This is a genomic window from Polaromonas sp. P3_A5, assembly GCF_056403055.1.
Genome location: NZ_JBFUGF010000003.1, coordinates 1 through 21,433, shown reverse-complemented (window position 1 = coordinate 21,433; position 21,433 = coordinate 1). Strand labels below are relative to the sequence as shown.

The 21,433-nt window shown below is 62.3% G+C and carries 23 protein-coding genes; 16 read left to right on the top strand and 7 right to left on the bottom strand.

Annotation, left to right across the window (positions count from 1 at the left end):
* The first annotated feature begins 6 nt into the window (after window positions 1-6).
* Both AC1DU8_RS19620 and creD read left to right on the top strand, forming a co-directional pair.
* Entirely contained in the window at window positions 7-567 is a 561-nt protein-coding gene (locus AC1DU8_RS19620) for a Crp/Fnr family transcriptional regulator (protein WP_477689662.1), read from the top strand.
* 397 nt (window positions 568-964) lie between these two features.
* Window positions 965-2,341: a cell envelope integrity protein CreD gene (gene creD / locus AC1DU8_RS19615; protein WP_477667550.1), complete on the top strand. Its 1,377-nt coding sequence runs from the start codon at window positions 965-967 to the stop codon at window positions 2,339-2,341.
* Window positions 2,342-2,355: 14 nt separating this feature from the next.
* Here the strand turns inward: creD and creC are convergent, their stop codons facing one another.
* The 4 genes from creC to AC1DU8_RS19595 all read right to left on the bottom strand — a co-directional run bounded on the left by creC (window position 2,356) and on the right by AC1DU8_RS19595 (window position 6,005).
* The gene (creC, locus tag AC1DU8_RS19610) at window positions 2,356-3,753 is read right to left on the bottom strand and encodes a two-component system sensor histidine kinase CreC (RefSeq protein WP_477689793.1); all 1,398 of its coding nucleotides are present in this window, start codon (window positions 3,751-3,753) and stop codon (window positions 2,356-2,358) included.
* Window position 3,754: 1 nt separating this feature from the next.
* Window positions 3,755-4,456, bottom strand: a complete 702-nt coding sequence (gene creB / locus AC1DU8_RS19605) for a two-component system response regulator CreB (protein WP_477687780.1) — start codon at window positions 4,454-4,456, stop codon at window positions 3,755-3,757.
* Window positions 4,457-4,473: 17 nt separating this feature from the next.
* Window positions 4,474-5,106 carry a MarC family protein gene (locus AC1DU8_RS19600; RefSeq protein ID WP_457281681.1) on the bottom strand — a complete coding sequence of 211 codons (633 nt, stop codon included), beginning with the start codon at window positions 5,104-5,106 and terminating at the stop codon, window positions 4,474-4,476.
* A 152-nt stretch (window positions 5,107-5,258) separates the two neighbouring features.
* The gene (locus tag AC1DU8_RS19595; RefSeq protein WP_457281680.1) at window positions 5,259-6,005 is read right to left on the bottom strand and encodes an SDR family oxidoreductase; all 747 of its coding nucleotides are present in this window, start codon (window positions 6,003-6,005) and stop codon (window positions 5,259-5,261) included.
* Between the two features lie 94 nt (window positions 6,006-6,099).
* Between AC1DU8_RS19595 and AC1DU8_RS19590 the strand changes: the two genes are divergently transcribed.
* The 4 genes from AC1DU8_RS19590 to AC1DU8_RS19575 all read left to right on the top strand — a co-directional run bounded on the left by AC1DU8_RS19590 (window position 6,100) and on the right by AC1DU8_RS19575 (window position 9,269).
* Window positions 6,100-6,708, top strand: a complete 609-nt coding sequence (locus tag AC1DU8_RS19590) for a DsbA family protein (protein ID WP_477727170.1) — start codon at window positions 6,100-6,102, stop codon at window positions 6,706-6,708.
* 72 nt (window positions 6,709-6,780) lie between these two features.
* Complete coding sequence (locus AC1DU8_RS19585) at window positions 6,781-7,470, top strand: dienelactone hydrolase family protein (RefSeq protein WP_457281678.1); 690 nt, start codon at window positions 6,781-6,783, stop codon at window positions 7,468-7,470.
* Window positions 7,471-7,538: 68 nt separating this feature from the next.
* Window positions 7,539-8,471, top strand: a complete 933-nt coding sequence (locus AC1DU8_RS19580) for an amidohydrolase family protein (protein ID WP_477727218.1) — start codon at window positions 7,539-7,541, stop codon at window positions 8,469-8,471.
* Between the two features lie 135 nt (window positions 8,472-8,606).
* Window positions 8,607-9,269, top strand: coding sequence for a glutathione S-transferase family protein (locus tag AC1DU8_RS19575; protein ID WP_477667548.1), 663 nt, complete (start codon window positions 8,607-8,609; stop codon window positions 9,267-9,269).
* Window positions 9,270-9,273: 4 nt separating this feature from the next.
* On the opposite strand, the gene AC1DU8_RS19570 is transcribed toward AC1DU8_RS19575, so the two are convergent.
* The 3 genes from AC1DU8_RS19570 to hemB all read right to left on the bottom strand — a co-directional run bounded on the left by AC1DU8_RS19570 (window position 9,274) and on the right by hemB (window position 12,250).
* Window positions 9,274-9,834 carry a DUF1003 domain-containing protein gene (locus AC1DU8_RS19570; protein WP_457281676.1) on the bottom strand — a complete coding sequence of 187 codons (561 nt, stop codon included), beginning with the start codon at window positions 9,832-9,834 and terminating at the stop codon, window positions 9,274-9,276.
* A 169-nt stretch (window positions 9,835-10,003) separates the two neighbouring features.
* Window positions 10,004-11,119 carry a magnesium transporter CorA family protein gene (locus AC1DU8_RS19565; protein WP_457281675.1) on the bottom strand — a complete coding sequence of 372 codons (1,116 nt, stop codon included), beginning with the start codon at window positions 11,117-11,119 and terminating at the stop codon, window positions 10,004-10,006.
* A 114-nt stretch (window positions 11,120-11,233) separates the two neighbouring features.
* Window positions 11,234-12,250, bottom strand: a complete 1,017-nt coding sequence (gene hemB / locus AC1DU8_RS19560; RefSeq protein ID WP_457281674.1) for a porphobilinogen synthase — start codon at window positions 12,248-12,250, stop codon at window positions 11,234-11,236.
* A gap of 454 nt (window positions 12,251-12,704) precedes the next feature.
* Here hemB and AC1DU8_RS19555 point away from each other — a divergent pair, with 454 nt between their 5' ends.
* From AC1DU8_RS19555 to AC1DU8_RS19510, 10 genes are all read left to right on the top strand, one after another.
* Window positions 12,705-13,133: a CopD family protein gene (locus tag AC1DU8_RS19555; protein ID WP_457281673.1), complete on the top strand. Its 429-nt coding sequence runs from the start codon at window positions 12,705-12,707 to the stop codon at window positions 13,131-13,133.
* 137 nt (window positions 13,134-13,270) lie between these two features.
* On the top strand, window positions 13,271-14,398 hold the full coding sequence (locus AC1DU8_RS19550; protein ID WP_477689661.1) for a VanZ family protein: 1,128 nt from the start codon (window positions 13,271-13,273) through the stop codon (window positions 14,396-14,398).
* 161 nt (window positions 14,399-14,559) lie between these two features.
* Window positions 14,560-14,832, top strand: coding sequence for a DUF2798 domain-containing protein (locus AC1DU8_RS19545; protein WP_477689660.1), 273 nt, complete (start codon window positions 14,560-14,562; stop codon window positions 14,830-14,832).
* A gap of 53 nt (window positions 14,833-14,885) precedes the next feature.
* The gene (locus tag AC1DU8_RS19540) at window positions 14,886-15,224 is read left to right on the top strand and encodes a (2Fe-2S) ferredoxin domain-containing protein (protein ID WP_457281670.1); all 339 of its coding nucleotides are present in this window, start codon (window positions 14,886-14,888) and stop codon (window positions 15,222-15,224) included.
* 114 nt (window positions 15,225-15,338) lie between these two features.
* Entirely contained in the window at window positions 15,339-15,980 is a 642-nt protein-coding gene (locus AC1DU8_RS19535; protein WP_477689659.1) for an alpha/beta hydrolase, read from the top strand.
* A 62-nt stretch (window positions 15,981-16,042) separates the two neighbouring features.
* The gene (locus AC1DU8_RS19530; RefSeq protein WP_477667544.1) at window positions 16,043-17,260 is read left to right on the top strand and encodes a D-alanyl-D-alanine carboxypeptidase family protein; all 1,218 of its coding nucleotides are present in this window, start codon (window positions 16,043-16,045) and stop codon (window positions 17,258-17,260) included.
* Window positions 17,261-17,639: 379 nt separating this feature from the next.
* Window positions 17,640-18,017: a 30S ribosomal protein S12 gene (gene rpsL / locus AC1DU8_RS19525; protein ID WP_092130055.1), complete on the top strand. Its 378-nt coding sequence runs from the start codon at window positions 17,640-17,642 to the stop codon at window positions 18,015-18,017.
* Window positions 18,018-18,243: 226 nt separating this feature from the next.
* On the top strand, window positions 18,244-18,717 hold the full coding sequence (rpsG, locus tag AC1DU8_RS19520) for a 30S ribosomal protein S7 (RefSeq protein WP_011481226.1): 474 nt from the start codon (window positions 18,244-18,246) through the stop codon (window positions 18,715-18,717).
* A gap of 222 nt (window positions 18,718-18,939) precedes the next feature.
* Entirely contained in the window at window positions 18,940-21,042 is a 2,103-nt protein-coding gene (gene fusA, locus AC1DU8_RS19515; protein ID WP_457281667.1) for an elongation factor G, read from the top strand.
* Between the two features lie 146 nt (window positions 21,043-21,188).
* Window positions 21,189-21,433 (top strand): GTP-binding protein (locus AC1DU8_RS19510; RefSeq protein ID WP_477650650.1); only part of this gene is annotated, 245 nt, incomplete at its 3' end.

Sequence of the window (21,433 nt, the reverse complement as noted above, 5' to 3'; positions counted from 1 at the left end):
TGTGCCATGAAAACGCTGGAAGAACAACTGGATGCCGCCGGGCTGCATGTGTTCGGCTGCTGCGAGCAGCTGAGCGCTTACGGCCCCGACCTGCTGCAGAATTCGCAACTGCTACAGGACTTCACGCCTGCTGAAGCCGACATCCTGGGAGCGTCCATGTTGCTGGTTCGCGCCGACCCGGGGCAGGTGATGATCCGCGAAGGCGAAGCCGGCGACTGGATGATGCTGATCCTCAAGGGTACGGTCGATGTCACCAAACGACTGGAATCAGCCGCCGAAGCGGCGCAGGCCGAAGCCGGCGCGGAACCGATCGTCTCGCGCGTGGCCGTGGTGCGCAGCGGCGCGGCAATAGGCGACATGTCCATGCTCGACAGCGAGCCGCGCTATGCCACCTGCACTGCCATCGAACCCGTCGAGGCCGGCGTCTGGGGGCGCCATGAAATTGCCTTGCTGATTCGCGACCACCCCGGCGTAGGCGCCAAGCTGCTGGTCAAGATCACGCAGATGATGGCGCAGCGCCTGCGCAACACCAGCAACCAGCTAGTAAAGTTGCTTCGCAAGAAGTAGACCCCCCGTCCAGGCTCACTGCGTGTAGCCTGTTCCCCCCCGAGGGGCGACGCCTGGGGCCGGCGAAGCCGGAAAATCGGTACACCCCTATCGAGCTCACTCCGTGTAACCCTTTTCCCCTTGCAGGGGACGGCGCCTGCGGCCCGGCAAAGCCGGTTCCGCGGCTGCCCGCTGGTAAATACCCCGTTGGTTACGCCACTGAATTCTTCGAGCCAGCATGAGCCCCGGAACCGGCTTTGCCGGGCCGTAGGGCGGGCGGCCCCCTCGGGGGGCAGCGCATTACACGAAGTGAAAAGCGTGGGGGCTTCACATTGACTTCACACACGCGGCCCGCAGCTCATCCTGCCCTCACACAGGATTTGCACACTTCCCTTCGTTGTTCAAACGAAAGGAAGTCATGAAACAAAAATTCTTCGCGCTGGCCCTGGTGGTGGTTTTGCTGGTCCTCGCGCTGTTCCAGATCAGCGGCGTGGTGCACGACCGCCAGACCTACCGGCAGATTGCCATCCAGAGCGTGGCGCAGAGCCTGGCCGGCCCGCAGACGCTGACCGGCCCGCTGATCCACCGGGCCTGCACCGAGGAGTGGGACGTCAAGTATGAGGACAAGAAAGTGCAAACCGAGCGGCGCGAGTTCACCCTGGTGGCCGCGCCGGCTTCGTTGATCGTCAAGGGCGGCAGCAAACTCGAGGCGCGCGCCCGCGGCCTGCATGCGACGCAGGCCTTTAATCTCAAGGCCGACATCGTGGCCGAATGGACCGACACCGCAGCGCTGAAGCCCTTGGCCGAACATGCCGGCTCACGCATGAACTGCGGCCAGCCGCTCTTGATGATGGCGGTGTCCGATTCGCGCGGCATACGCCATGCCAGCGTCAAGATCGGCGAGCAGGTGCTGGCGCTCAAGCCCGGCACCTTCTACGGCAGCTACCCGCGCGGCGTGCATGCGCCGCTGTCCATGGCCATGATGGGCATGGCGCCGCTGCAGGCGCAGCTGGCACTGGAACTGGTCGGCACCGAAAGCATTTCAGTCGTGCCGCTGGGCGGCGACACCCGGGTGCAGCTCACGTCCAACTGGCCGCACCCGAGTTTTGGCGGGCAGTTTCTCCCGGTGGACCGCAAAGTGACGGACCAGGGTTTTGAAGCCAGCTGGCGTGTCAGCTCGCTGGCCAGCACGGCGCAGCAGGAGGTGACGCAACAGGACCCCGGCAAGCGCAGGGGCGTTTGCCCGAACTATGCCGATGGGTCGGCCAACGCCTCTTGCGTCGAAGCCTTCAGCGTGACCTTTGTCGACCCTTCCAATACCTACGCGCTCAGCGACCGGGCTACCAAGTACGGTCTGCTGTTCATCGGCCTGACTTTTTTGGCCGTGGGGCTGTTCGAGTTCATGAAGTCACTGCGCGTGCACCCGATCCAGTACCTGCTGGTGGGTGCGGCCATGAGCATGTTTTTCCTGTTGCTTGTGAGCCTTTCGGAGCACATGCCCTTTGAAACTGCTTATGCGATTGCCGCCGCCGCCTGTGTGCTGCTGCTGACCTATTACGCCAGCCACATGCTGGGCCGCTGGTCGCGCGGCCTGCCGTTTGGCCTGGGCATCGCCACGCTGTACGGCATGCTGTTTGTGCTGCTGCGGATGGAGCAAACAGCCTTGCTGCTGGGTGCAGTGGCCTTGTTCGCCGTGCTCGCGGCCATCATGATGCTGACGCGGCAGGTGGATTGGTACGCACGGTTCAAACAGGCTGAACCGGTCAAACCTGAACCGGCAAAGGTGGCCGCGTGATGAGCGCGCCGCGGTTAGAAATGCAGCTCGACCCGCAGCCCGGGCTGCGTGTTGCGCACCACCATGCGCCCGCCGTGCAGCAGCATGATCTGCCGCACGATGGCCAGCCCCAGGCCCGAGCCTTTGGTGTGTCCGTCGGGCCGCACGGTCGAGAAAAAGCGCTCGCCCAGGCGGGGCAGGGCGTAGTCCGCCACGCCGGGTCCGGTGTCTTGCACGGCGATGAAGTCTGGCCCCGCTTCCAGGGTGATCGCAGAGCCCTCGGGTGCGAACGAGCGCGCGTTTTCCAGCAGGTTGCTCAGCGCCAGGCCCAGGAGGCCGGGCTCCGCATGCACGCCGGCATGTTCCGGACGGATTACGACTTTGATCGCATGCTGGGTCCGGCCGGCGCCGGTCTCCAGCTCAAAAGACTGGAGGAAGCCGGCCCACGCAAGGCGCTCGCGCTCTACCTGTGCATGGCGCTGCTCCAGCTTCGTCAGCTCGAGCATGCGGTCCACCAGCGCCTGCATGCGGCCGGACTGGGCCAGTACCTGCCCGGAAAACTCGCGGCGCGCGTGTTCGGGAAGCTCGTCCTGCAAGAGCTCGCCTGCGCTGCGGATCGCGGCGAGCGGGCTCTTGAGCTCATGGGTCAGGGCGCGCACGTAATCTTCTATGTACTCGTGGCCCTCCAGCTTCAGGCGCATGGCATCGACTGCCATGGCCAGATCGCCAAGCTCGCCCGGTATCTGCGGAACCGCGGGTTTCTCGCCCTGGCCGACGGCGTTGGCATAGCGGCGCAGCTTGCGAATGCTCCACACTACCCACAGCGTCACGGCCACACCGATGGCCAGCGACAACACCAGCAACAGCAGGCCGCTTAGGAAAATCTTCCGTTCGGCCCGGTCGATGAAGGCCTGGATGGTGGACATCGGTTTGGCGACGGTCAGTACGCCGATGATTTTGCCGTCCTGCTGCACCGGCGCGGCAACGTACATCACGGAGCTTCGATCGTCCTGCTGCACTTCACGGGTGGCGCGCGCACCGTACTCGCCGCGCAGCGTGCGGGCCACATCGCGCCAGCGCGAATAGTCCTGGCCGGTCGCCACGTTCTCCGAGTCAAACACCACCTTGCCGGCGGCGTCGGTCACGTACACCCGGAAGTCCAGCGACTGCTTGGACAGGCCCCAGATCTGCGCGTCAATCGGCCGCTGCGCATAGTTGCGCACGTGGCTTGCAAAGCGCCCGTTGGCGATGGCGCCGGCCGACAGATCGTCGCTGGCCAGTTCGGCCAGGATGTTGGCGGTGTCCACCATCATGTCTTCCATAACCTCGCGCACGCTGGGCTTGACTTCGGCCATGAAGACGCGCAGCACAAAAAAAGCCGCAAGGCCCGTGACCAGAAAAAAACCGAACAGCAGCCGTATGCCCAGGCGCATGTCAGCTGCCTTTGGTGCGGTTGATATCCAGGGAGTAACCCATGCCGCGGTGTGTGACGATGTAGTCATGCTCCGGCGCTGCTTCCTGCAGCTTGGCGCGCAGGGTTTTGATGTGAGTGTCTACGGTGCGGTCTGTGCTGTCCGAATCCGTGCCCCAAACCGCAGTGAGCAACTCATCACGCGAACGGATGCGTTCGCGATGACGCAGCAGCTCGGCCAACAGGCCGAATTCGCGGCGCGTCAGGTTGAGTGGGAGGCCGTGCAGGTTTGCGCGTTGGCCCGCGGTGTCAATCACGAAAGGACTGGCGCCAGCCGGCGCCGCTGCGGGGGCAGGCATGCGCGCGCGCCTGAGCAGGCTGCGCACGCGCGCCAGCAACTCGCGCGGACTGAAGGGTTTGCTCACATAGTCGTCGGCGCCCAGTTCCAACCCGAGCACACGGTCGATCTCCTCGCCCTGCGCGCTCAGCATCAGCACCGGCAGGCTGCCAGCAGCGCGCAGTTCGCGGCACAGATCGAAACCGCTGCCGTCGGGCAAGCCGACATCCAGGATCACGGCGTCGGGCAGTTGGAGCGCAAGCTGGCGGCGCGCATCGCCCAGCAGCAGGCTGTGTGTCACGCTGAGGCCGTCGCGCTCCAGCGTGTAGATGATGGACCGGGCAATCGCCGGGTCGTCTTCGACAAGAAGAATGCGCGCGCCGGCCATCTGAGTGGGATTCGCGTTCAGGAGCGCAGAATGGGGAACAACTTGCCGAGGCCGCCGGCCATCACCTCAACGGCCAATGCAGCGAGGATCAGACCCATCAGCCGCGTCATCACGTTGATACCGGTCTTGCCCAGCACGCGGGCAATCGGCTCGGCCAGCGAAAAGCTGATGGCAGTCACCAGCGCAATCACCACACCGTAGCCGACCAGCGCGGCAACCTGCAGGGCCGTCTGTGCCTTTTCGGCGTAAATCACTACCGTCGACATGGTGGCCGGGCCGGTCAACAGCGGAATGGTGAGCGGCACCACCGCGATGCTGGCGCCGCGCGCGGCCTTCTCTGCACCGTCTTCCATTTCATTGGTCAGGGGTTTGGCTTCGGCCGGTTGCGCATTCAGCATGTTCATCGAGCTGATCAGCAGCAGCATGCCGCCGCCGACCTGGAAGCTCGCCAGCGAGATACTGAAGAAGTCGAGGATCTGCAGGCCCAACAGCGCGCTGATGGCGATAACGACAAAAGCCGAAAAGGCTGCCACCAGGATGGTGCGGCGGCGCTGCTCGTCGGAGAAGCCCTGCGTGTAGTGGATAAAAAACGGCACGATGGCCAGCGGGTTGACGATGGCCAGCAGCGTGACAAGCGGTTTGAAATCCATCGTTTTTCCTTAGAGGCAATTCAAGTGGCAAGCCCAAAAGCGGTCTGCCCAACAAATTCCAGCAGGAGCTGCGGAACCGGCTTCACCGGGCCGCAGGCGCAGCGCCCCCTCGGGGGGCAGAGAGCTACACGCAGTGAGCGAACGTGGGGGCACTACCTCCCTCCGGCGACATCAAGCAGTGCACCTGTTGTATAGCTCGCATTGTCGCCGAGCAGCCAGACGATCGACTCCGCCACTTCGCCGGCGGTACCCGGCCGCTGCATCGGCACCAGCGGCGCCAGTTCACGGGCCCGGTCGGGCAAGCCGCCCGAAGCGTGAATGTCGGTGTCGATGATGCCCGGGCGCACGCCGTTCACACGAATGCCTTCGGTGGCCACTTCCTTGGCCAGCCCGACCGTGAAGGTGTCGATGGCGCCCTTGGCGGCTGCGTAGTCCACGTACTGGCCAGGCCCGCCCAGCCGCGCTGCGGCGCTGGAGACGTTGACGATGGCGCCGCCCGTACCGCCGTAGCGCGTGCTCATGCGTTTGACGGCTTCGCGTGCGCAGAGGAACGAGCCGAACACATTGATCTCGAACATGCGCCGCACCCTGTCCAGCGTCATGGCGTCAACGCGGCTGGTGCGGTCGACCACGCCGGCATTGTTGACGAGGCCGTCCAGCCGGCCGAGCTTGGCATCCACTTTTTCAAACATGGCAAGCACCTGCGCCTCGTCGGCCACGTCGGCCTGAACCGTGATGGCCTGGCCGCCGCCCTGGCGGATTTGCCGCACCACTTCGTCGGCTGCCAGCGAGTTGCTGGTGTAGTTGACGGCCACCACCCAACCCTGGCGCGCCGCGAGCAGGGCGCTTGCGGCGCCTATGCCGCGCGAGCCGCCTGTGATCAAAACAACTTTTGACAAACCGGACCTCCTGCAGAAAATGGCAATCCCGGGTAAAAACGGGGATTGCATCGGGTCAATGTACTTGAACAGGCCCCAAAAACCGGAGACGATCATGAGCACCGTTGTGGATTATTACTTTACGCCGCAAAGCCCATGGACTTATCTGGGCCACGAACGCTTTGCGCAGATCGCCCGTGCGGCGGGCGCTACCGTGAATGTGTTGCCTATCGATCTGGGCGGCAAGGTGTTTCCCATCTCGGGCGGGCTGCCGCTGGCCCAGCGCGCGCCACAGCGCCAGGCTTACCGCCTGCTGGAATTGCAGCGCTATTCAGACTACCTGCATGCGCCGCTGAACCTCAAGCCCAAGTATTTCCCGGTGTCCGGCGATGAGGCCTCGCGCCTCATCATCGCGGTGAACCTGCACGACGGCACTGAAGCCGCGATGAAAATCGGCGGCGCCATCTTCAGCGCCGTGTGGGTGCGAGAGCGCCACATCGCCGACGAAAAAGTGCTGGCCGAACTGCTCGCCGAATGCGGCTTGCCGGCCGGGCGGCTGGAGCAATCCTTCAGCCAGGCCGTGCAGGAGCGCTATGAAGCCAATACCCAGCAGGCGATCGACGCCGGCGTGTTCGGCGCGCCCAGTTATGTCATCGACGGCGAACTGTTCTGGGGCCAGGACCGGCTCGATTTCGTGGAGCGCAAGCTTAAGGCCGGGGCATAAACCGCTGGCCGTTTCCCCTCCAGTTCGCCCTTCATTCATACCGATCAACCAATTCAAAGGAGCATCCATCTCATGGGCCAATTCACCAATCTCACCGCCGCCGACGGCTTCGTCGTGCCGGCTTATGTGGCGCAACCGGAAGGCAAGCCGCGCGGCGGCATCGTCGTCGTCCAGGAAATTTTCGGCGTCAACTCGCACATCCGCGGTGTGGCGGACCGCTTTGCGGCGGAAGGCTACCTGGCAGTGGCACCCGCCACGTTCGAGCGCGTCAAGCCCGGCGTCGACATGGGTTACAGCGAGGCGGACATGAAGATCGGCTTCGAGCTGAAAACCGCTGTCAGCGCGCTGCCGGGCGCCGGTGTGCTGCAAGACATCCAGGCGGCGATTGACCACGCGGCCAAGGCCGGTGGCGGCAAGGTCGGCATCATCGGGTTTTGCTGGGGCGGCCTCTTGACCTGGCGTGCGGCCAGCCTGCTCAAGGGCTTATCGGCGGCCGTTCCCTACTACGGCGGCGGCATCACGGCCGAGGAAGAAATCGAGCGCCAGCCCCAGTGCCCGGTCATGGCCCATTTCGGCGACCAGGACCACTGGATTCCGATGGAAGGCGTTGAAGCCTTCCGCAAGGCGCACCCGGAAGTCGAGGTGCATGTGTACCAGGCCAACCACGGTTTCAACTGCGACCAGCGCGGCTCCTACAACGAAGCGGCGGCGAAGCTGGCACGCGAACGTTCGCTGGCGTTCCTTGCCGCCAAACTGGCCTGACCGTGCGCCCTGCCCCCGGATTCAAGCCTTTTTGGGTTGTAGCCCTTTGCGGATGTGCGCAAGCAGCTATCGTTTTGATAGCGTTTTCGACGGTTGCCCGAGCGGCCGACTACGCCGGCCCGTTGTTTGACACGCACCTGCATTACAACGAAGAGGCCTGGAACTGCAAGGAACGCAGCGCCGGGCCGCCCCAAGCAAGTTCAGCCCCCTCGGGGGGCAGCGTATTACACGAAGTGAAAAGCGTGGGGGCTTGTGTAGGTCCACACGCGCCAGCTGATGTTCTTGCGCGCATGAAGCGCAATGGCGTCAAAGCCATCGTCGCCAACTCCCGGCCCAACGACGGCACGAAGTCGCTGGCTGCCATGCCGGAAACGCGCAAGGCCGGCGTTACCGTGGTCCCGTTTATCCGCCTGTACCGTAACCGCGCCGACTATGACAACTGGTTTCGCGACGAGTCCATCTACGAGATGGTGCAGGCCGAGTTTGCCCGCGGCGTCACGGGTGACCAGGCCGGCCCGTACAAGGGCATCGGCGAATTTCATTTGTACGACAGCGCCAATGCCAACGGCCCGGTGGCCAAAAAGCTCATGCAGTTCGCTGCGAAGAACAAGCTGGCAGTGCTCTCACACGTAGACGACACGGCGATCGACTTGTTGATGGCCCACGCACCAGATGCGCGGCTCATCTGGGCGCACACCGGCATAGGCGGCGCACCTGTGGCACGCGTTGATGCGCTGCTGGGCAAATACCCGCAGTTGATGGGTGAGCTGTCCTATCGCCCCGGCCTGACCTGCGAAGGCGGAAAGCTGTGTGCGGAGTGGCGCACGCTGCTGCTCAAGTACCCAGGCCGCTTCATGATCGGTTCCGACACCTGGGTCAACCAGCGCTGGCTGTATTACGACGAGCTCATGAAGGGTTACCGCAGCTGGTTGGGTGATTTGCCAGCCGACGTGGCCCGCAAGATCGCTTGGGGCAATGCGGCCGGTATCTACGGTCTGTAGAAAAACCACCCCCGTCCAGGCTCACTGCGTGTAGCCTGTTCCCCCCTCGAGGGGGCGGCGCCTGCGGTCTGGCAAAGCCAGTCCCGCGGCACCTCGCTTGCAGATCGGGGAGGAGCGTGCGGCAAAATACGCCAGATGTACCAGCTTCATTTCTCTCCCAGCTCTGCCGCCATGGCGCCTCACATCCTGCTCCAGGAACTGGGCGTGCCGTTTGAAAAAGTCCTCGTCGACACCAGCACCGGCGCGCACCGGTCGGAGGCTTACCGCAAGCTCAACCCCAACGGCCTGATCCCGACGCTGGTCGACGGTGACCTGGTGTTGTATGAAACCGCCGCGATCTGCCTGCACCTGTGCGATGCGCATCCCGAGGCCGGTCTGGCCCCATCCGTCGGCACCACCGAACGCGCGCATTTCTACAAATGGTTGATCTGGCTGACCAACACCATGCAGTCGGCGCTGATCATTTATTTCTACACCGACCGCTGGATGAACCCCGGCAACGACGCCGGCGTAGCCGAGTTGAAGTCGCATGCCGAAGCCAAAGTCGGCCTGATGCTGGACCAGTTGGACGCGGAGCTGGCAAGGCTGGAGAAAATCCATGACCAACCCTGGCTGTTGGGTGCGACGTATTCGGCGGTAGATATTTATGCGCTGACGCTGTGCCGCTGGACTCGCAACTTTGCGTCGTCGCCGGCACGCAACCGGCCCCACCTCGGCCCTTACCTGCAGCGTGCGCTGGCGCGGCCTGCCGTGATCAAGGCCTTCCACGCCGAAGGGCTGGCCCAGCCTTGGGTCTGAGTCTCTAACCTTTCGCCGCAGGCGGGTTGTCGCGCTGCGCCTGCTCGATCTGGGCGACCAGCTTTTCGGGGTCGGTGTTTTCCTTGAGGATGGGAATGTCCGGGTCGCCCTCGATGTTGGCGCCTACCTTTTTGGCGATGCGCTCCAGGATCTGGATCATCTTGGTGTTTTCCTGCTCGGTCAGCAGGTTGATCTGAAGGTCCAGCTGGTTGCGCCTGTCGCTGATGCGCAATTCATAGTTCTGGCTGATCAGGATGAAGGAGGACAGGAAGATGGCTTCCAGTGACACCATCAAGGTCAGGAAGGTAAAGGGGTAGGGGTCGAAATGCGCCAGCCCCGGCCATGAATTGAAGCTGATCCATAACGCAAACGCAGCCACGTGCATCCAGACAAAAGGCATGGAGCCGCAAAAACCGGCGACAAAGGCGGCGATGCGGTCGGCCCGGCTCCGGTTGGCCAGTGCCGTTTCTTCCACGCGCCGCATGGCTTCGACATTTTCGCGCGTCAGGTCATCGGCGCAGGTTGTATTGCCGTTCAGCGCCTTCTTGCCTGCTTGATTGCTCATGGGACATCCTTTTCGGGGGTGCCGGATCAGCGCCGTGCCAACTCCCGGCTGAGACGCAGCGCATCAGGCACTGCGGCGCCATTGGCCGTATTGTCAAAGATGCACCAGACAGAAGCGTCAGACGCCGCCGCAAGCTTGAGCCGGACGGCAAGCGCACCCGGGCGCCGTGTCAGCGGCGCGTCCTGGCCAGGTACTGCTTGCGCCAGAACACCGTGGCGACCACCACGACGATCAGGACCATGAACCCGAAGGTCCACCAGAAACCGGTGGACGCGTGAAGAAAGGGCATGAACTCGAAGTTCATGCCGAAGAACCCGGTGATCAGGTTCAGCGGCAGGAAGATGGCGGTGAGCGCCGTCAGCGTGCGCATGATGTCGTTGGTGCGGTTGCTTTGCGCCGAGAAATGCATCTGTACCGCGGTTTCGGCGCTTTGCTCCATGCGGCGCACATGGTGCACCACACGCTCGATGTGCTCGAGCACGTCGCGTGAGCGGATCTTGAGCAGCTCGCGCTCGCGCACTGCGGCGGGTGTGCCGCCTTCGGGCCAGGTTTCAATCGAATCAATCCAGTCCTGCAGCGCAGCCCGCTGGTCTTCGCAAATCTCATCGAGGTGGTGCATGGCCAGCCGCGCATCGAGCACCGAGCTCCAGTTGGTAAAGCGCGTGCCGGGCCGCAGCAGTTCGGACTGCCAGTGGTCGAGCTGGCGCGTGAGCTCGCGCCGCAGCTCGAGGTAGCCGTCCACCATCTGGTTGACGATGCGCAGCATCAGGTCGGCGGGGCTGGCCGGCAGCTTGACGCCGCTGGAGCGCGACTCGGCCGTGGTCGCATTGAGCAGGCGGGTCGCATAGGCATCGCGCACCGCGCAGTCGGCGGGGTGCACCGTCAGCACCACCTTGTCAAACACGGCAAAGCCGACCGGGCTGGTATCGATGCGCTTGAGGACCGGCGGGCCGCTGCGTTTCATGCGCTCATGCAGCGGTTCGCCGGGCTGGCTGAGGTCGGTTTCGCTTTGCCCGGCCGCCAGGCGGCGGAACACCAGGATGTCGTACTGCGAGGTGTAGTCGTAGTGCGAGGGGAGCTGGTTGTTCAGCAGGTCGGCCACATGCAGGTCGACCAGCTGGGTGCCGCACAGCGTTTGCAGCGCAGCCTGGATCTGCGCCTGCATCACCTCGAACTCGCGGCGGGCACAGGCAATCCAGACAAATCCCTGCGCCGGCAACTGGGCCGGCAGGGTGTCTGTCTCGATGATGCCCTGGGTGCCGGAAGCGATGGTGAAAACGCGCATGAAAGCCCTGTTTAGCCTTGTTTTGAGGTGTTAAATCGGCATTTCGAGCAAGCAGGACGGGCGCAAGCAGCTATGATTTTGATAGCAGTTAGTGCGCAACACCTGCCGCCCGGTTCAGCCTTGCCGCAGCTTGCGGGCAGCGTCGATGGCGAAATACGTCAGCACGCCATCTGCGCCCGCACGCTTGAAGGCCAGCAGGCTTTCCATCATCACGGCGTCGTGGTCCAGCCAGCCGTTTTGCGCGGCTGCTTTGATCATCGCGTATTCGCCGCTGACCTGGTAGGCGAAGGTGGGCACGCCGAATTCGTCTTTCACGCGGCGCACCACGTCCAGGTAGGGCATGCCGGGTTTGACCATCACCATGTCGGCGCCTTCGGCGATGTCCATGGCCACTTCGCGCAGCGCTTCGTCGCTGTTGCCCGGGTCCATCTGGTAGGCCTTTTTGTCGGCCTTGCCCAGGTTGTTGGCCGAACCGACCGCATCGCGGAACGGGCCGTAAAACGCGCTCGCGTATTTGGCGCTGTAGGCCATGATGCGGGTGTGGATCAGCTTTTTGGCCTCCAGTGCCTGGCGGATGGCGCCAATGCGGCCATCCATCATGTCGCTGGGCGCGACCATGTCCACGCCGGCTTCGGCCTGGCAAAGCGCCTGCCGCACCAGCATGGCCACCGTCTCTTCGTTGAGGATGTAACCGTTTTCATCCGGCAGCCCGTCCTGCCCATGCGTGGTGAAGGGGTCCAGCGCCACGTCGGTCATTACGCCCAGGTCGGGAAAGTGCTTTTTCAGTGCCCGCACCACCCGCGGGATCAGGCCATCGGGATTGGTGGCCTCGACGCCGTCGTAGGTTTTGAGCGAGGCGTCCACCACGGGGAACAAGGCCATCACCGGGATGCCCAGCTTCACGCACTCTTCCGCCACCGGCAGCAGCAGGTCAAGGCTCAGCCTTTCGACGCCGGGCATGGAGGCCACCGCCTGGCGCTGCTGCTGGCCGTCCACCACAAAGACGGGATAAATGAGGTCGTGCGGGGTAAGTGCGTGTTCACGTACCAGGTTGCGGGTGAAGGCATCACGGCGCAGGCGCCGTGGGCGCCCGGCGGGGAAGGGCGCGAAGTTGGAGGCGTGCTGTGTCATGCGCAAATTGTGCCAAAGGTTGATCAAGGCCTGAAAGTATTTGGCCGGGCGTCATCTGCTATCTATATATATATGGAGACATGCTTGGTGCCGCGCCATTTCGGAGGTGGCAGGCTTTACATGGAATTACTTAGTTAACTTATGAAATCATTGCCAATGCGCAGCCAGCGTGGTTAGAATTGCTACGTGTGGTTACCAATTTGGCAACTGCATCCCGCTTTTCCTCCCTGAGCGGGGCCTTTGCGTGTGACAGCAAAAAGGCTTACCAGCCCGGTGGCTTATGCCCCGGGCATTTTTTTGCCCGCTAAAGGTGACGCTTGGGGCATTAGCGGATGGATAGGTCTTAGACCAGCCGGGGCCGCGGAACCGGCTTTGCCGGGCCGCAGGCGCAGCGCCCCCTCGGGGGGGCAGCGACCCACACGAAGTGGGGGAGCGTGGGGGCTACACTTCCTTGATGCTCTGGGTCAAATCACTCCACATCGTTTTCATCGCCAGCTGGTTTGCCGGGCTGTTTTACCTGCCGCGCATTTTTGTGAACCTGGCCATGGTGCCGCCGGAAAGCGTGGCTGAGCGCGAGCGGCTCATATTGATGGCACGCAAACTCATGCGTTTCACCACCATCCTGGCCGTGCCTGCGTTGGGCTTTGGCCTGTGGCTGTACCTGGGTTACGGCATAGGCCGCGGGCCCGGCAACGGCTGGATGCACGCCAAGCTTGCCGTTGTGGTGCTGGTGATCGGCTACCACCACGCCTGCGGCCGCCTGCTGGCCAGGTTCGTCGCCAACCGCAACGCCCGCAGCCACAAATGGTTTCGCTGGTTCAATGAAGTGCCGGTGCTGTTGTTGTTAGCGGCCGTCATCCTGGTCGTGGTCAAGCCCTTCTAACAATCAAAGGGAACGCAGTGCCTTCCCCGAATTCACCAGCAGACGCGGGCGAACCGGCTTCGCCGGGCGCCTCGCGTCGCCCCCTGCAAGGGGGGGAGGAACTACACGAAGCGAAGCGTAGTGAGAACGGCGGGGGTGTGCAACATTCCAATAGGGGTGTTCACAAGACAACCGCGTGGCCGCTGGCGGTGGCCACCATCTGCCTGATTGTTTACGCCAGCCTCTATCCCTTTGCCGACTGGCGCGACCAGGGCATTTCGCCCTTCAGATTTCTGGCGGCGCCTCTGCCGCAGTACTGGACCGGTTTTGACGTGGGCGCCAACCTGTTGGGCTACGCGCCGCTGGGTTTCCTGCTGGCGCTGTCGGCACTGCGCAGCCGGCGCGTTTCCTGGGCTGTGACGGTGGCGGTGCTGGTCAGCGCGCTGCTGTCGCTGGCAATGGAAACGCTGCAAAGTTACCTGCCTTCGCGCATTCCCTCCAATGTCGATCTGGCGCTCAACACCACCGGCGCATGGCTGGGCGCGTGCTGTGCGTGGGCGCTGGAAAAAACCGGCATCGTCGATCGCTGGAGCCGCTTTCGGGCGCGCTGGTTCGCGCAGGATGCGCGGGGTGCGTTGGTGTTGCTGATGCTCTGGCCGCCCGCGTTGCTGTTTCCTGCCTCCGTGCCCCTGGGGCTGGGGCAGGTGTTCGAGCGTCTGGAGTCGGCGCTTGCCGAGGTGCTGACCGACACGCCTTTCCTCGAATGGATGCCGGTGCGCGACATGGAGCTGCAGCCACTGGTGCCGATTGCCGAATTGCTATGCGTGGCGCTGGGTGCGCTGATTCCCTGCCTGCTCGGCTATTGCGTGATCCGCACACTCTGGCAGCGTGCGGCGTTTTCGGCGGCCATCATCGCGGTCGGCATTGCCGCATCGGCGCTGTCGGCCGCGCTGAGCTACGGCCCGGACCACGCCTGGGCCTGGCTGGACCTGCCGGTGCAAGTGGGTGTCGGGTTTGCCGTTGTGGTGGCGGCGCTCTTGCTGCCTGTGCCGCGCCGGGGCGCAGCGGCGCTGGCACTGTTGGCGCTCACGGTTCACCTGGGGCTGCTCAACCAGGCGCCCGCCGACCCGTATTTCGCACAGACCCTGCAAACCTGGGAGCAGGGCCGCTTTATCCGCTTTCACGGCCTGGTGCAGTGGCTGGGCTGGCTGTGGCCGTACGCAGCCCTGCTGTATGTGCTGGTGCGGCTTTCAGGCCGCGAGCCGCGCGTTGATGCGCGCCAGTGATTCGCGTCTGCTAATATTCGCCTGCGATCTCCCTCAAGAGTTGCCGTAAGCGTTTACGTCAATCAACGCGCCTACTACCGCCGGCCATGCCGGGGTTGTGTTTCCGGCATGCCATTGGCTGCCGGAAAGGCGCCTTGACTGGACGGCTTATGGAACCCTGTATGAACTCTTCGAAATCTTCATCGCGCACCCTTTTCAGTTTCACAAAACTCCCCGCCCGCAGCGCGCGCTGGGTCACACCCTTGCTGCTTTCCGTGTTGATGACCTGCATCGTGTCGATCATCAGCACGCTCAAGGGCGTCGGTATCGCGCCCGGGGTGCTGCGCATCTGGCTGGGCGCATGGGCGCTTTCCTGGGTCGTTGCATTCCCGGTGCTGCTGCTGGTGCTTCCACTGGTGAAAAAAACCACGGCGCTGGTCGTTGAGGCACCTTGATCCCCGGGGCAATGCGGGAACCTTCTCCGGTACACATCCACTAAAGTCACACCATGCCTGAACAAAATTCCTATTACGAACGCCATGTCTTCTTTTGCCTGAACCAGCGCGCCAATGGCGAAGACTGCTGCGCTGATCACCGGGCGCAGGAGGGCTTTGACCGCTGCAAATCGCAGGTGAAAGCCGCGGGGCTGGCCGGGCCGGGCAAGGTCAGGGTCAACAAGGCCGGCTGCCTGGACCGCTGCGCAGCCGGCCCTGTGGCCGTGGTCTACCCCGAAGCGGTCTGGTACACCTATGTCGACGCCAGCGACATTGATGAAATTGTCGAGTCGCACCTGAAAAACGGCAAAGTCGTCGAGCGCCTGCTGGTGCCCGCGCACGTCGGGCGCTAGGCCGGGGGGCGGTCGCAGCATCCGGAATTTGCATATTTTTGCCTTCCAACCCAATAGGGACGTGCGCGAGTAGCTCCTTATTTGATAGCAACCTGTTTGAATGGATCCGTCACCGTGAATTCGCAGACCCGCAAATCGATCATCCAGGGCCCAGCCGGCGCGCTTGAAATTGCCGTAGACCTTCCCGCTGGCGACCCGCGCGGCGTGGCGGTCATTGCGCACCCGCACCCGCTGTTTGCGGGCACCATGGACAACAAGGTGGTGCAGACGCTGGCCCGGGCCTTTGTGCAATGCGGATGGACGGCCGTCCGGTTCAACTTCCGTGGTGTGGGTGGCAGCGCCGGCAGCCATGACGAAGGCCGGGGCGAGCTCGAAGACCTGCTGGCCGTGGTGGAACATTCGGCGCCGGCCAGCAGCGGCCAGGTGCTGGCATTAGCCGGGTTTTCGTTCGGCGCCTGTGTCACCACCCACGCCTTTGAGCGCCTCAGCGCCGCCCGCACCATTGAAAAGCTGGTGCTGGTCGGCACCAGCGTGAGCCGCGCGCCTGCTGCGCCGATTGACGAAGCCGCCCACCTGAAAACCCTGGTCGTGCATGGTGAGCAGGACGATACGGTGCTGTTGTCTGCCGTGCTGGACTGGGCCCGGCCGCAGGCACTGCCTGTTACCGTTGTGCCGGGGGGAAGCCATTTCTTTCATGGACAATTGCCCCTGCTGAAAAACCTCGTGGTTCGCCACCTGTCTTCGCCCTCCGCCTGATGCTGTTTGCCAGGCGCTCCCTGACCCTTACTCCTTCACCGAATTTCACTGAACCCCTACTGATGCAAGCTTCACTCAAGGCCCTCCGCGCCGCCCCCAGCCTGCGCGCTTTTGCCGCCACCGTGTTCCTGGCTTTCTCCGCGGCGTTGCCCGTGGCGCATGCCCAGGTCCCGCAAGCGCCCGAAATCGCCGCACGCTCCTATTTGCTGCTGGATATCACCGCCAACCAGATCCTGGCCGCCAAGGACATCGATTCCCCGGTGGAGCCGGCATCCCTGACCAAGCTGATGACCGAATACCTGGTGTTCGATGCACTCAAATCCAAAAAAATCGACCTGAAGCAGACCTTCCCCGTCAGCCAGCGGGCCTGGAAGATGCCGGGTTCGCGCATGTTCATCGACCCGAAGATGCAGGTGCCCGTGGAAGACCTGATCAAGGGCATGGTAGTGCAGTCCGGCAATGACGCCACCATGGCGCTAGCCGAAGGCGTGGGCGGCTCGGCCGAAAACTTTGTCCGCCTCATGAACGAGCAGGCCAAGGCGCTGGGCATGAAGTCCACGTCCTATAAAAACCCGGAAGGCCTGACCGAGCCCGGCCACACGACCACCGCCCGTGACCTGAGCATCCTGTCCACCCGGTTGATGCAGGACTTCCCTGATTACATCGGCTATTCGGCGATCAAGAAATACCGCTATCCCGGCACACCGGCGGCCAACGACACCAACCGCAATACCCTGCTGTTCCGCGACCCGACGGTGGACGGCCTGAAAACCGGCCATACCGACGCCGCCGGCTATTGCATGATCGCCACGGCAAAGCGCGACTTTCCCAATTTGGGTGCTGCCGGTGCGCCGGGCGGGCGCCGGTTGCTGGCCATCGTGCTGGGCACCGTCAGCGACAGCGCACGCGCCAATGAATCACAAAAACTGCTGAACTGGGGCTACACGGCCTATGAAGCCGTGAAGCTGTTCGACGCTGGCCAGGCCGTGGTCACTCCGTCGGTCTGGAAAGGGACCTCCTCGACCGTGAAGCTGGGCCGTCCGCAGGCCATCGTGGTGGCCATCGCTGCCGGTAGTGCTGCCAAAGTCAAAACCCAGGTGGCGCGGCCCGACCCGTTGGTGGCGCCGTTTGCCAAGGGCCAGGCTGTTGGCACGCTGAAGGTCACCTTGGGCGACAACCCCGCCCCGGTGGCCGAAGTGCCGCTCGTGGCGCTGGAAGCGGTGGGCGAGGCCGGCATCCTGGGCCGTGCTTGGGACGCCATCCGGCTGTGGATTAAATAAGACGAACACGCGGTGGGTGGCGTGGCTAAGGCCGCGCTCCCCGCCGCTACGGCCGGCCGTCGCTTGCACAGCCCTTGCCGTGACCTTTTTTCTCCCCGCGCTTTGGCCGGGAATGCAGAAGCCTGCCCCCCAAAGCGGCTCTTCGCGAATCAAACGCCTCCTGGGTGCCATCAAATTCGGTGGGAGTGGGTACTAACATCCCCACTTTGGGCGCCGGATTACCTGTTGTCAGCTCCTTCATGCGTCCTGGCCGCGCGTTCTGCTTGAGGGATTCCCCTATCCGGTTTATACTAGAAGGCTTTTCCGCTTTCGTGGCGGGAAATATTTGTGGCCGTATCAACACGGTAAATTAGTTTTCAGACGTTTAGGGACGTTTTCAATGCCAACCATCAATCAGTTAGTCCGTCAGGGGCGCGAGGTCGAAAAGATCAAGTCCAAGAGCCCTGCGATGGAGAATTCTCCGCAGCGCCGCGGTGTGTGCACCCGTGTGTACACCACGACGCCTAAAAAGCCCAATTCCGCTCTGCGTAAGGTTGCCAAAGTGCGCCTGACCAACGGTTTTGAAATCATTTCCTACATCGGCGGCGAAGGCCACAACCTGCAGGAACACAGCGTGGTGCTGGTTCGCGGCGGTCGTGTCAAGGACTTGCCCGGTGTGCGTTACCACATCGTCCGTGGTTCGCTCGACTTGCAGGGCGTGAAAGACCGCAAGCAGTCGCGCTCCAAGTACGGTGCGAAGAAGCCAAAGGCCAAATAAGCCGAACCGGCTCGGGTGTTTCTCTTCACTGAGAGCTCGCGCCAGAAGAAGTTGTCACACAAGCCTGTGATAGTTCCTTCAAAACAAGGTGTTTCATTCGCCCTGGCAGGTGTCTGAAACGAAGTGACCCAAGTGCAAATAGTTGCACCGGTCGAGTAAGTGAGGGTTTTGATAACTCTCGCGGTGTTGCCAAAAGCAATGCCAACTGAAGCAAAGAGGTGAAAAAATGCCACGTCGTCGCGAAGTCCCTAAACGTGAAATTCTTCCTGATCCAAAATTTGGCGATGTTGATCTCGCCAAGTTCATGAACGTGATCATGCAAGGCGGCAAGAAGGCCGTCGCAGAGCGCATCATTTATGGCGCGCTCGACTTTATCGAGAAAAAGAACCCCGGCAAAGATCCGCTTGAGGCTTTCCACATGGCCATCGGCAACATCAAGCCCATGGTTGAAGTGAAATCGCGCCGCGTCGGCGGCGCCAACTACCAGGTGCCGGTTGAAGTGCGTCCTGTCCGCCGTATGGCTCTGGCCATGCGCTGGCTCAAAGAGGCCGCCAAGAAGCGTGGCGAGAAGTCCATGTCTTTGCGTCTGGCCAATGAGCTGATGGAAGCGACCGAAGGCCGCGGCGGCGCCATGAAAAAGCGTGACGAAGTTCACCGCATGGCAGAAGCCAACAAGGCGTTCAGCCACTTCCGCTTCTAATTTTCGATTGCAGTAATTGCTGCGCTGAATTGACGGGTTGCTGGTTGGTTTCAAGGTGCTGGGTGCCTTGATTGCCGGCCGTTCAACCCCAATTTCTGCCAGCCGGGTGTGGTGCACAACACCCTTCCCGGCCAGCAGACGCGTAGAAGAAATGAAGGATGCCCGGACTGCGGGCAGTCCTTCAACGAGTCTTTGTTCGTAACCCCGAACTGAAAGTAATTTATGTCCCGCGCTACCCCCATTTCACAATACCGCAACATCGGCATTTCCGCGCACATTGATGCCGGCAAGACCACCACCACCGAGCGGATCCTTTTTTACACCGGCGTGAACCACAAGATTGGTGAAGTTCACGACGGCGCTGCCACCATGGACTGGATGGAGCAAGAGCAGGAGCGCGGCATCACGATTACTTCGGCTGCCACCACCTGCTTCTGGAAGGGCATGGACACGTCCCTGCCTGAGCACCGCATCAACATCATCGACACCCCGGGCCACGTGGACTTCACGATTGAAGTCGAGCGCTCCATGCGCGTGCTTGACGGCGCCTGCATGGTGTACTGCGCCGTGGGTGGCGTTCAGCCCCAGTCTGAAACCGTCTGGCGCCAGGCCAACAAGTACAAAGTTCCCCGCCTTGCGTTCGTCAACAAGATGGACCGCACCGGCGCGAACTTCTTCAAGGTCGTCGAGCAGATGAAGCTGCGCCTGAAGGCCAGTCCTGTGCCCATGGTGATCCCCATCGGCGCTGAAGAAAGCTTCACCGGCGTGGTCGACCTGCTGAAAATGAAGGCCATCATCTGGGATGAGGCCTCGCAAGGCATGAAGTTCACCTACAGCGATATCCCCGCCGAGCTCGTCGAGCTGGCCAAGGAATGGCGCGAGAAGATGGTCGAAGCTGCCGCCGAGTCGTCTGAAGAGCTAATGAACAAATACCTTGAAGAAGGTGACTTGACCGAAGCTGAAATCAAGCTGGGCATCCGCACGCGTACCATCGCCAGCGAAATCCAGCCGATGTACTGCGGCTCTGCCTTCAAGAACAAGGGCGTGCAGCGCATGCTGGACGCCGTGATTGAATTCATGCCGTCGCCGATCGACATTCCGCCCGTCAAGGGCATGGACGAAGATGAAGCGCCTGTCACCCGCAAGGCTGACGACGAAGAGAAATTCTCTGCGCTGGCATTCAAGCTGATGACTGACCCGTTTGTGGGCCAGCTCACCTTCGTGCGCGTTTACTCTGGCGTCCTGAAAAAGGGCGACAGCGTTTACAACCCGATCAAGGGCAAGAAAGAGCGTATCGGCCGTATCGTGCAGATGCACGCGAACAACCGCGAAGAAGTCAGCGAAATCCGCGCCGGCGACATCGCCGCCTGCGTGGGCCTCAAAGACGTGACCACGGGCGAAACCCTGTGCGATCCCGATGCCATCGTCATGCTCGAGCGCATGGTGTTCCCTGAGCCTGTGATTACGCAGGCTGTGGAACCCAAGACCAAGGCCGACCAGGAAAAAATGGGTATCGCGTTGCAACGTCTGGCTCAGGAAGATCCTTCTTTCCGCGTCAAGACCGACGAAGAGTCCGGCCAGACCCTGATCGCCGGTATGGGCGAGCTGCATCTGGAAATTATTGTTGACCGCATGAAGCGCGAATTCGGCGTGGAAGCCAACGTCGGCAAGCCGCAGGTGGCTTACCGCGAAACCATCCGTAAAACGGTGGAAGACGCTGAAGGCAAGTTCGTGCGCCAGTCCGGCGGTAAAGGCCAATACGGTCACGTTGTGCTCAAGATTGAGCCGAACGAAGCCGGCAAGGGCATCGAATTCGTTGACGCCATCAAGGGCGGTGTGGTTCCTCGCGAATACATCCCCGCAGTGGAAAAGGGCATCAACGAAGCCGTCACGTCCGGCGTGCTGGCAGGTTATCCGGTGGTTGACGTCAAAGTCACGCTGCACTTCGGTTCGTACCACGATGTGGACTCGAACGAACTGGCCTTCAAGATGGCTGCCATCTTCGGTTTCAAGGAAGGCTGCCGCAAGGCCAGCCCCGTGATCCTGGAGCCCATGATGGCCGTGGAAGTGGAAACGCCTGAAGACTACGCCGGCAACGTGATGGGCGATCTGTCCTCACGCCGCGGCATGGTGCAGGGCATGGAAGACATGGTTGGTGGCGGCAAGGCCATCAAGGCAGAAGTGCCGCTGTCTGAAATGTTCGGTTATTCGACCACGCTGCGTTCGATGTCGCAGGGCCGTGCAACGTACTCCATGGAGTTCAAGCACTACTCTGAAGCTCCGCGCAATGTGTCGGAAGCCATCATGGCTTCGCGCGCCAAGTAAGTAACGTTCGCTGCCGGCTCCTGTGGAGCCGGCAGCATTTTTCCTTGTCTGCGATTGTGTGCCACTTCGTGCCCGTGCGAAGTGAATCAGCAATACAGTGCAGACGTTAAACCGTACACGGGCAAGTTCTTTATCTGGAGAGAAAAATGGCAAAAGGCAAATTTGAGCGGACCAAGCCGCACGTCAACGTAGGCACGATTGGCCACGTGGACCATGGCAAGACGACGCTGACGGCGGCGATCACGACCGTTCTGGCATCCAAGTTCGGCGGCGAAGCCAAGGGCTACGACCAAATTGACGCGGCGCCCGAAGAAAAAGCGCGCGGCATCACGATCAACACCGCCCACGTCGAGTACGAAACGGCCAACCGCCACTACGCCCACGTCGACTG

What these genes read in the sequence shown, in the direction of transcription:
- rpsG (WP_011481226.1), top strand. Translation starts at nt 18,244, where the DNA reads ATGCCACGTCGTCGCGAAGTCCCTAAACGTGAAATTCTTCCTGATCCA.
- creC (WP_477689793.1), bottom strand. Translation starts at nt 3,753, where the DNA reads ATGCGCCTGGGCATACGGCTGCTGTTCGGTTTTTTTCTGGTCACGGGC.
- AC1DU8_RS19545 (WP_477689660.1), top strand. Translation starts at nt 14,560, where the DNA reads ATGAACTCTTCGAAATCTTCATCGCGCACCCTTTTCAGTTTCACAAAA.
- AC1DU8_RS19530 (WP_477667544.1), top strand. Translation starts at nt 16,043, where the DNA reads ATGCAAGCTTCACTCAAGGCCCTCCGCGCCGCCCCCAGCCTGCGCGCT.
- AC1DU8_RS19575 (WP_477667548.1), top strand. Translation starts at nt 8,607, where the DNA reads ATGTACCAGCTTCATTTCTCTCCCAGCTCTGCCGCCATGGCGCCTCAC.
- AC1DU8_RS19600 (WP_457281681.1), bottom strand. Translation starts at nt 5,106, where the DNA reads ATGGATTTCAAACCGCTTGTCACGCTGCTGGCCATCGTCAACCCGCTG.
- AC1DU8_RS19555 (WP_457281673.1), top strand. Translation starts at nt 12,705, where the DNA reads ATGCTCTGGGTCAAATCACTCCACATCGTTTTCATCGCCAGCTGGTTT.
- creD (WP_477667550.1), top strand. Translation starts at nt 965, where the DNA reads ATGAAACAAAAATTCTTCGCGCTGGCCCTGGTGGTGGTTTTGCTGGTC.
- AC1DU8_RS19565 (WP_457281675.1), bottom strand. Translation starts at nt 11,119, where the DNA reads ATGCGCGTTTTCACCATCGCTTCCGGCACCCAGGGCATCATCGAGACA.
- rpsL (WP_092130055.1), top strand. Translation starts at nt 17,640, where the DNA reads ATGCCAACCATCAATCAGTTAGTCCGTCAGGGGCGCGAGGTCGAAAAG.
- fusA (WP_457281667.1), top strand. Translation starts at nt 18,940, where the DNA reads ATGTCCCGCGCTACCCCCATTTCACAATACCGCAACATCGGCATTTCC.
- AC1DU8_RS19570 (WP_457281676.1), bottom strand. Translation starts at nt 9,834, where the DNA reads ATGAGCAATCAAGCAGGCAAGAAGGCGCTGAACGGCAATACAACCTGC.
- AC1DU8_RS19540 (WP_457281670.1), top strand. Translation starts at nt 14,886, where the DNA reads ATGCCTGAACAAAATTCCTATTACGAACGCCATGTCTTCTTTTGCCTG.
- creB (WP_477687780.1), bottom strand. Translation starts at nt 4,456, where the DNA reads ATGGCCGGCGCGCGCATTCTTCTTGTCGAAGACGACCCGGCGATTGCC.
- AC1DU8_RS19585 (WP_457281678.1), top strand. Translation starts at nt 6,781, where the DNA reads ATGGGCCAATTCACCAATCTCACCGCCGCCGACGGCTTCGTCGTGCCG.
- hemB (WP_457281674.1), bottom strand. Translation starts at nt 12,250, where the DNA reads ATGACACAGCACGCCTCCAACTTCGCGCCCTTCCCCGCCGGGCGCCCA.
- AC1DU8_RS19620 (WP_477689662.1), top strand. Translation starts at nt 7, where the DNA reads ATGAAAACGCTGGAAGAACAACTGGATGCCGCCGGGCTGCATGTGTTC.
- AC1DU8_RS19590 (WP_477727170.1), top strand. Translation starts at nt 6,100, where the DNA reads ATGAGCACCGTTGTGGATTATTACTTTACGCCGCAAAGCCCATGGACT.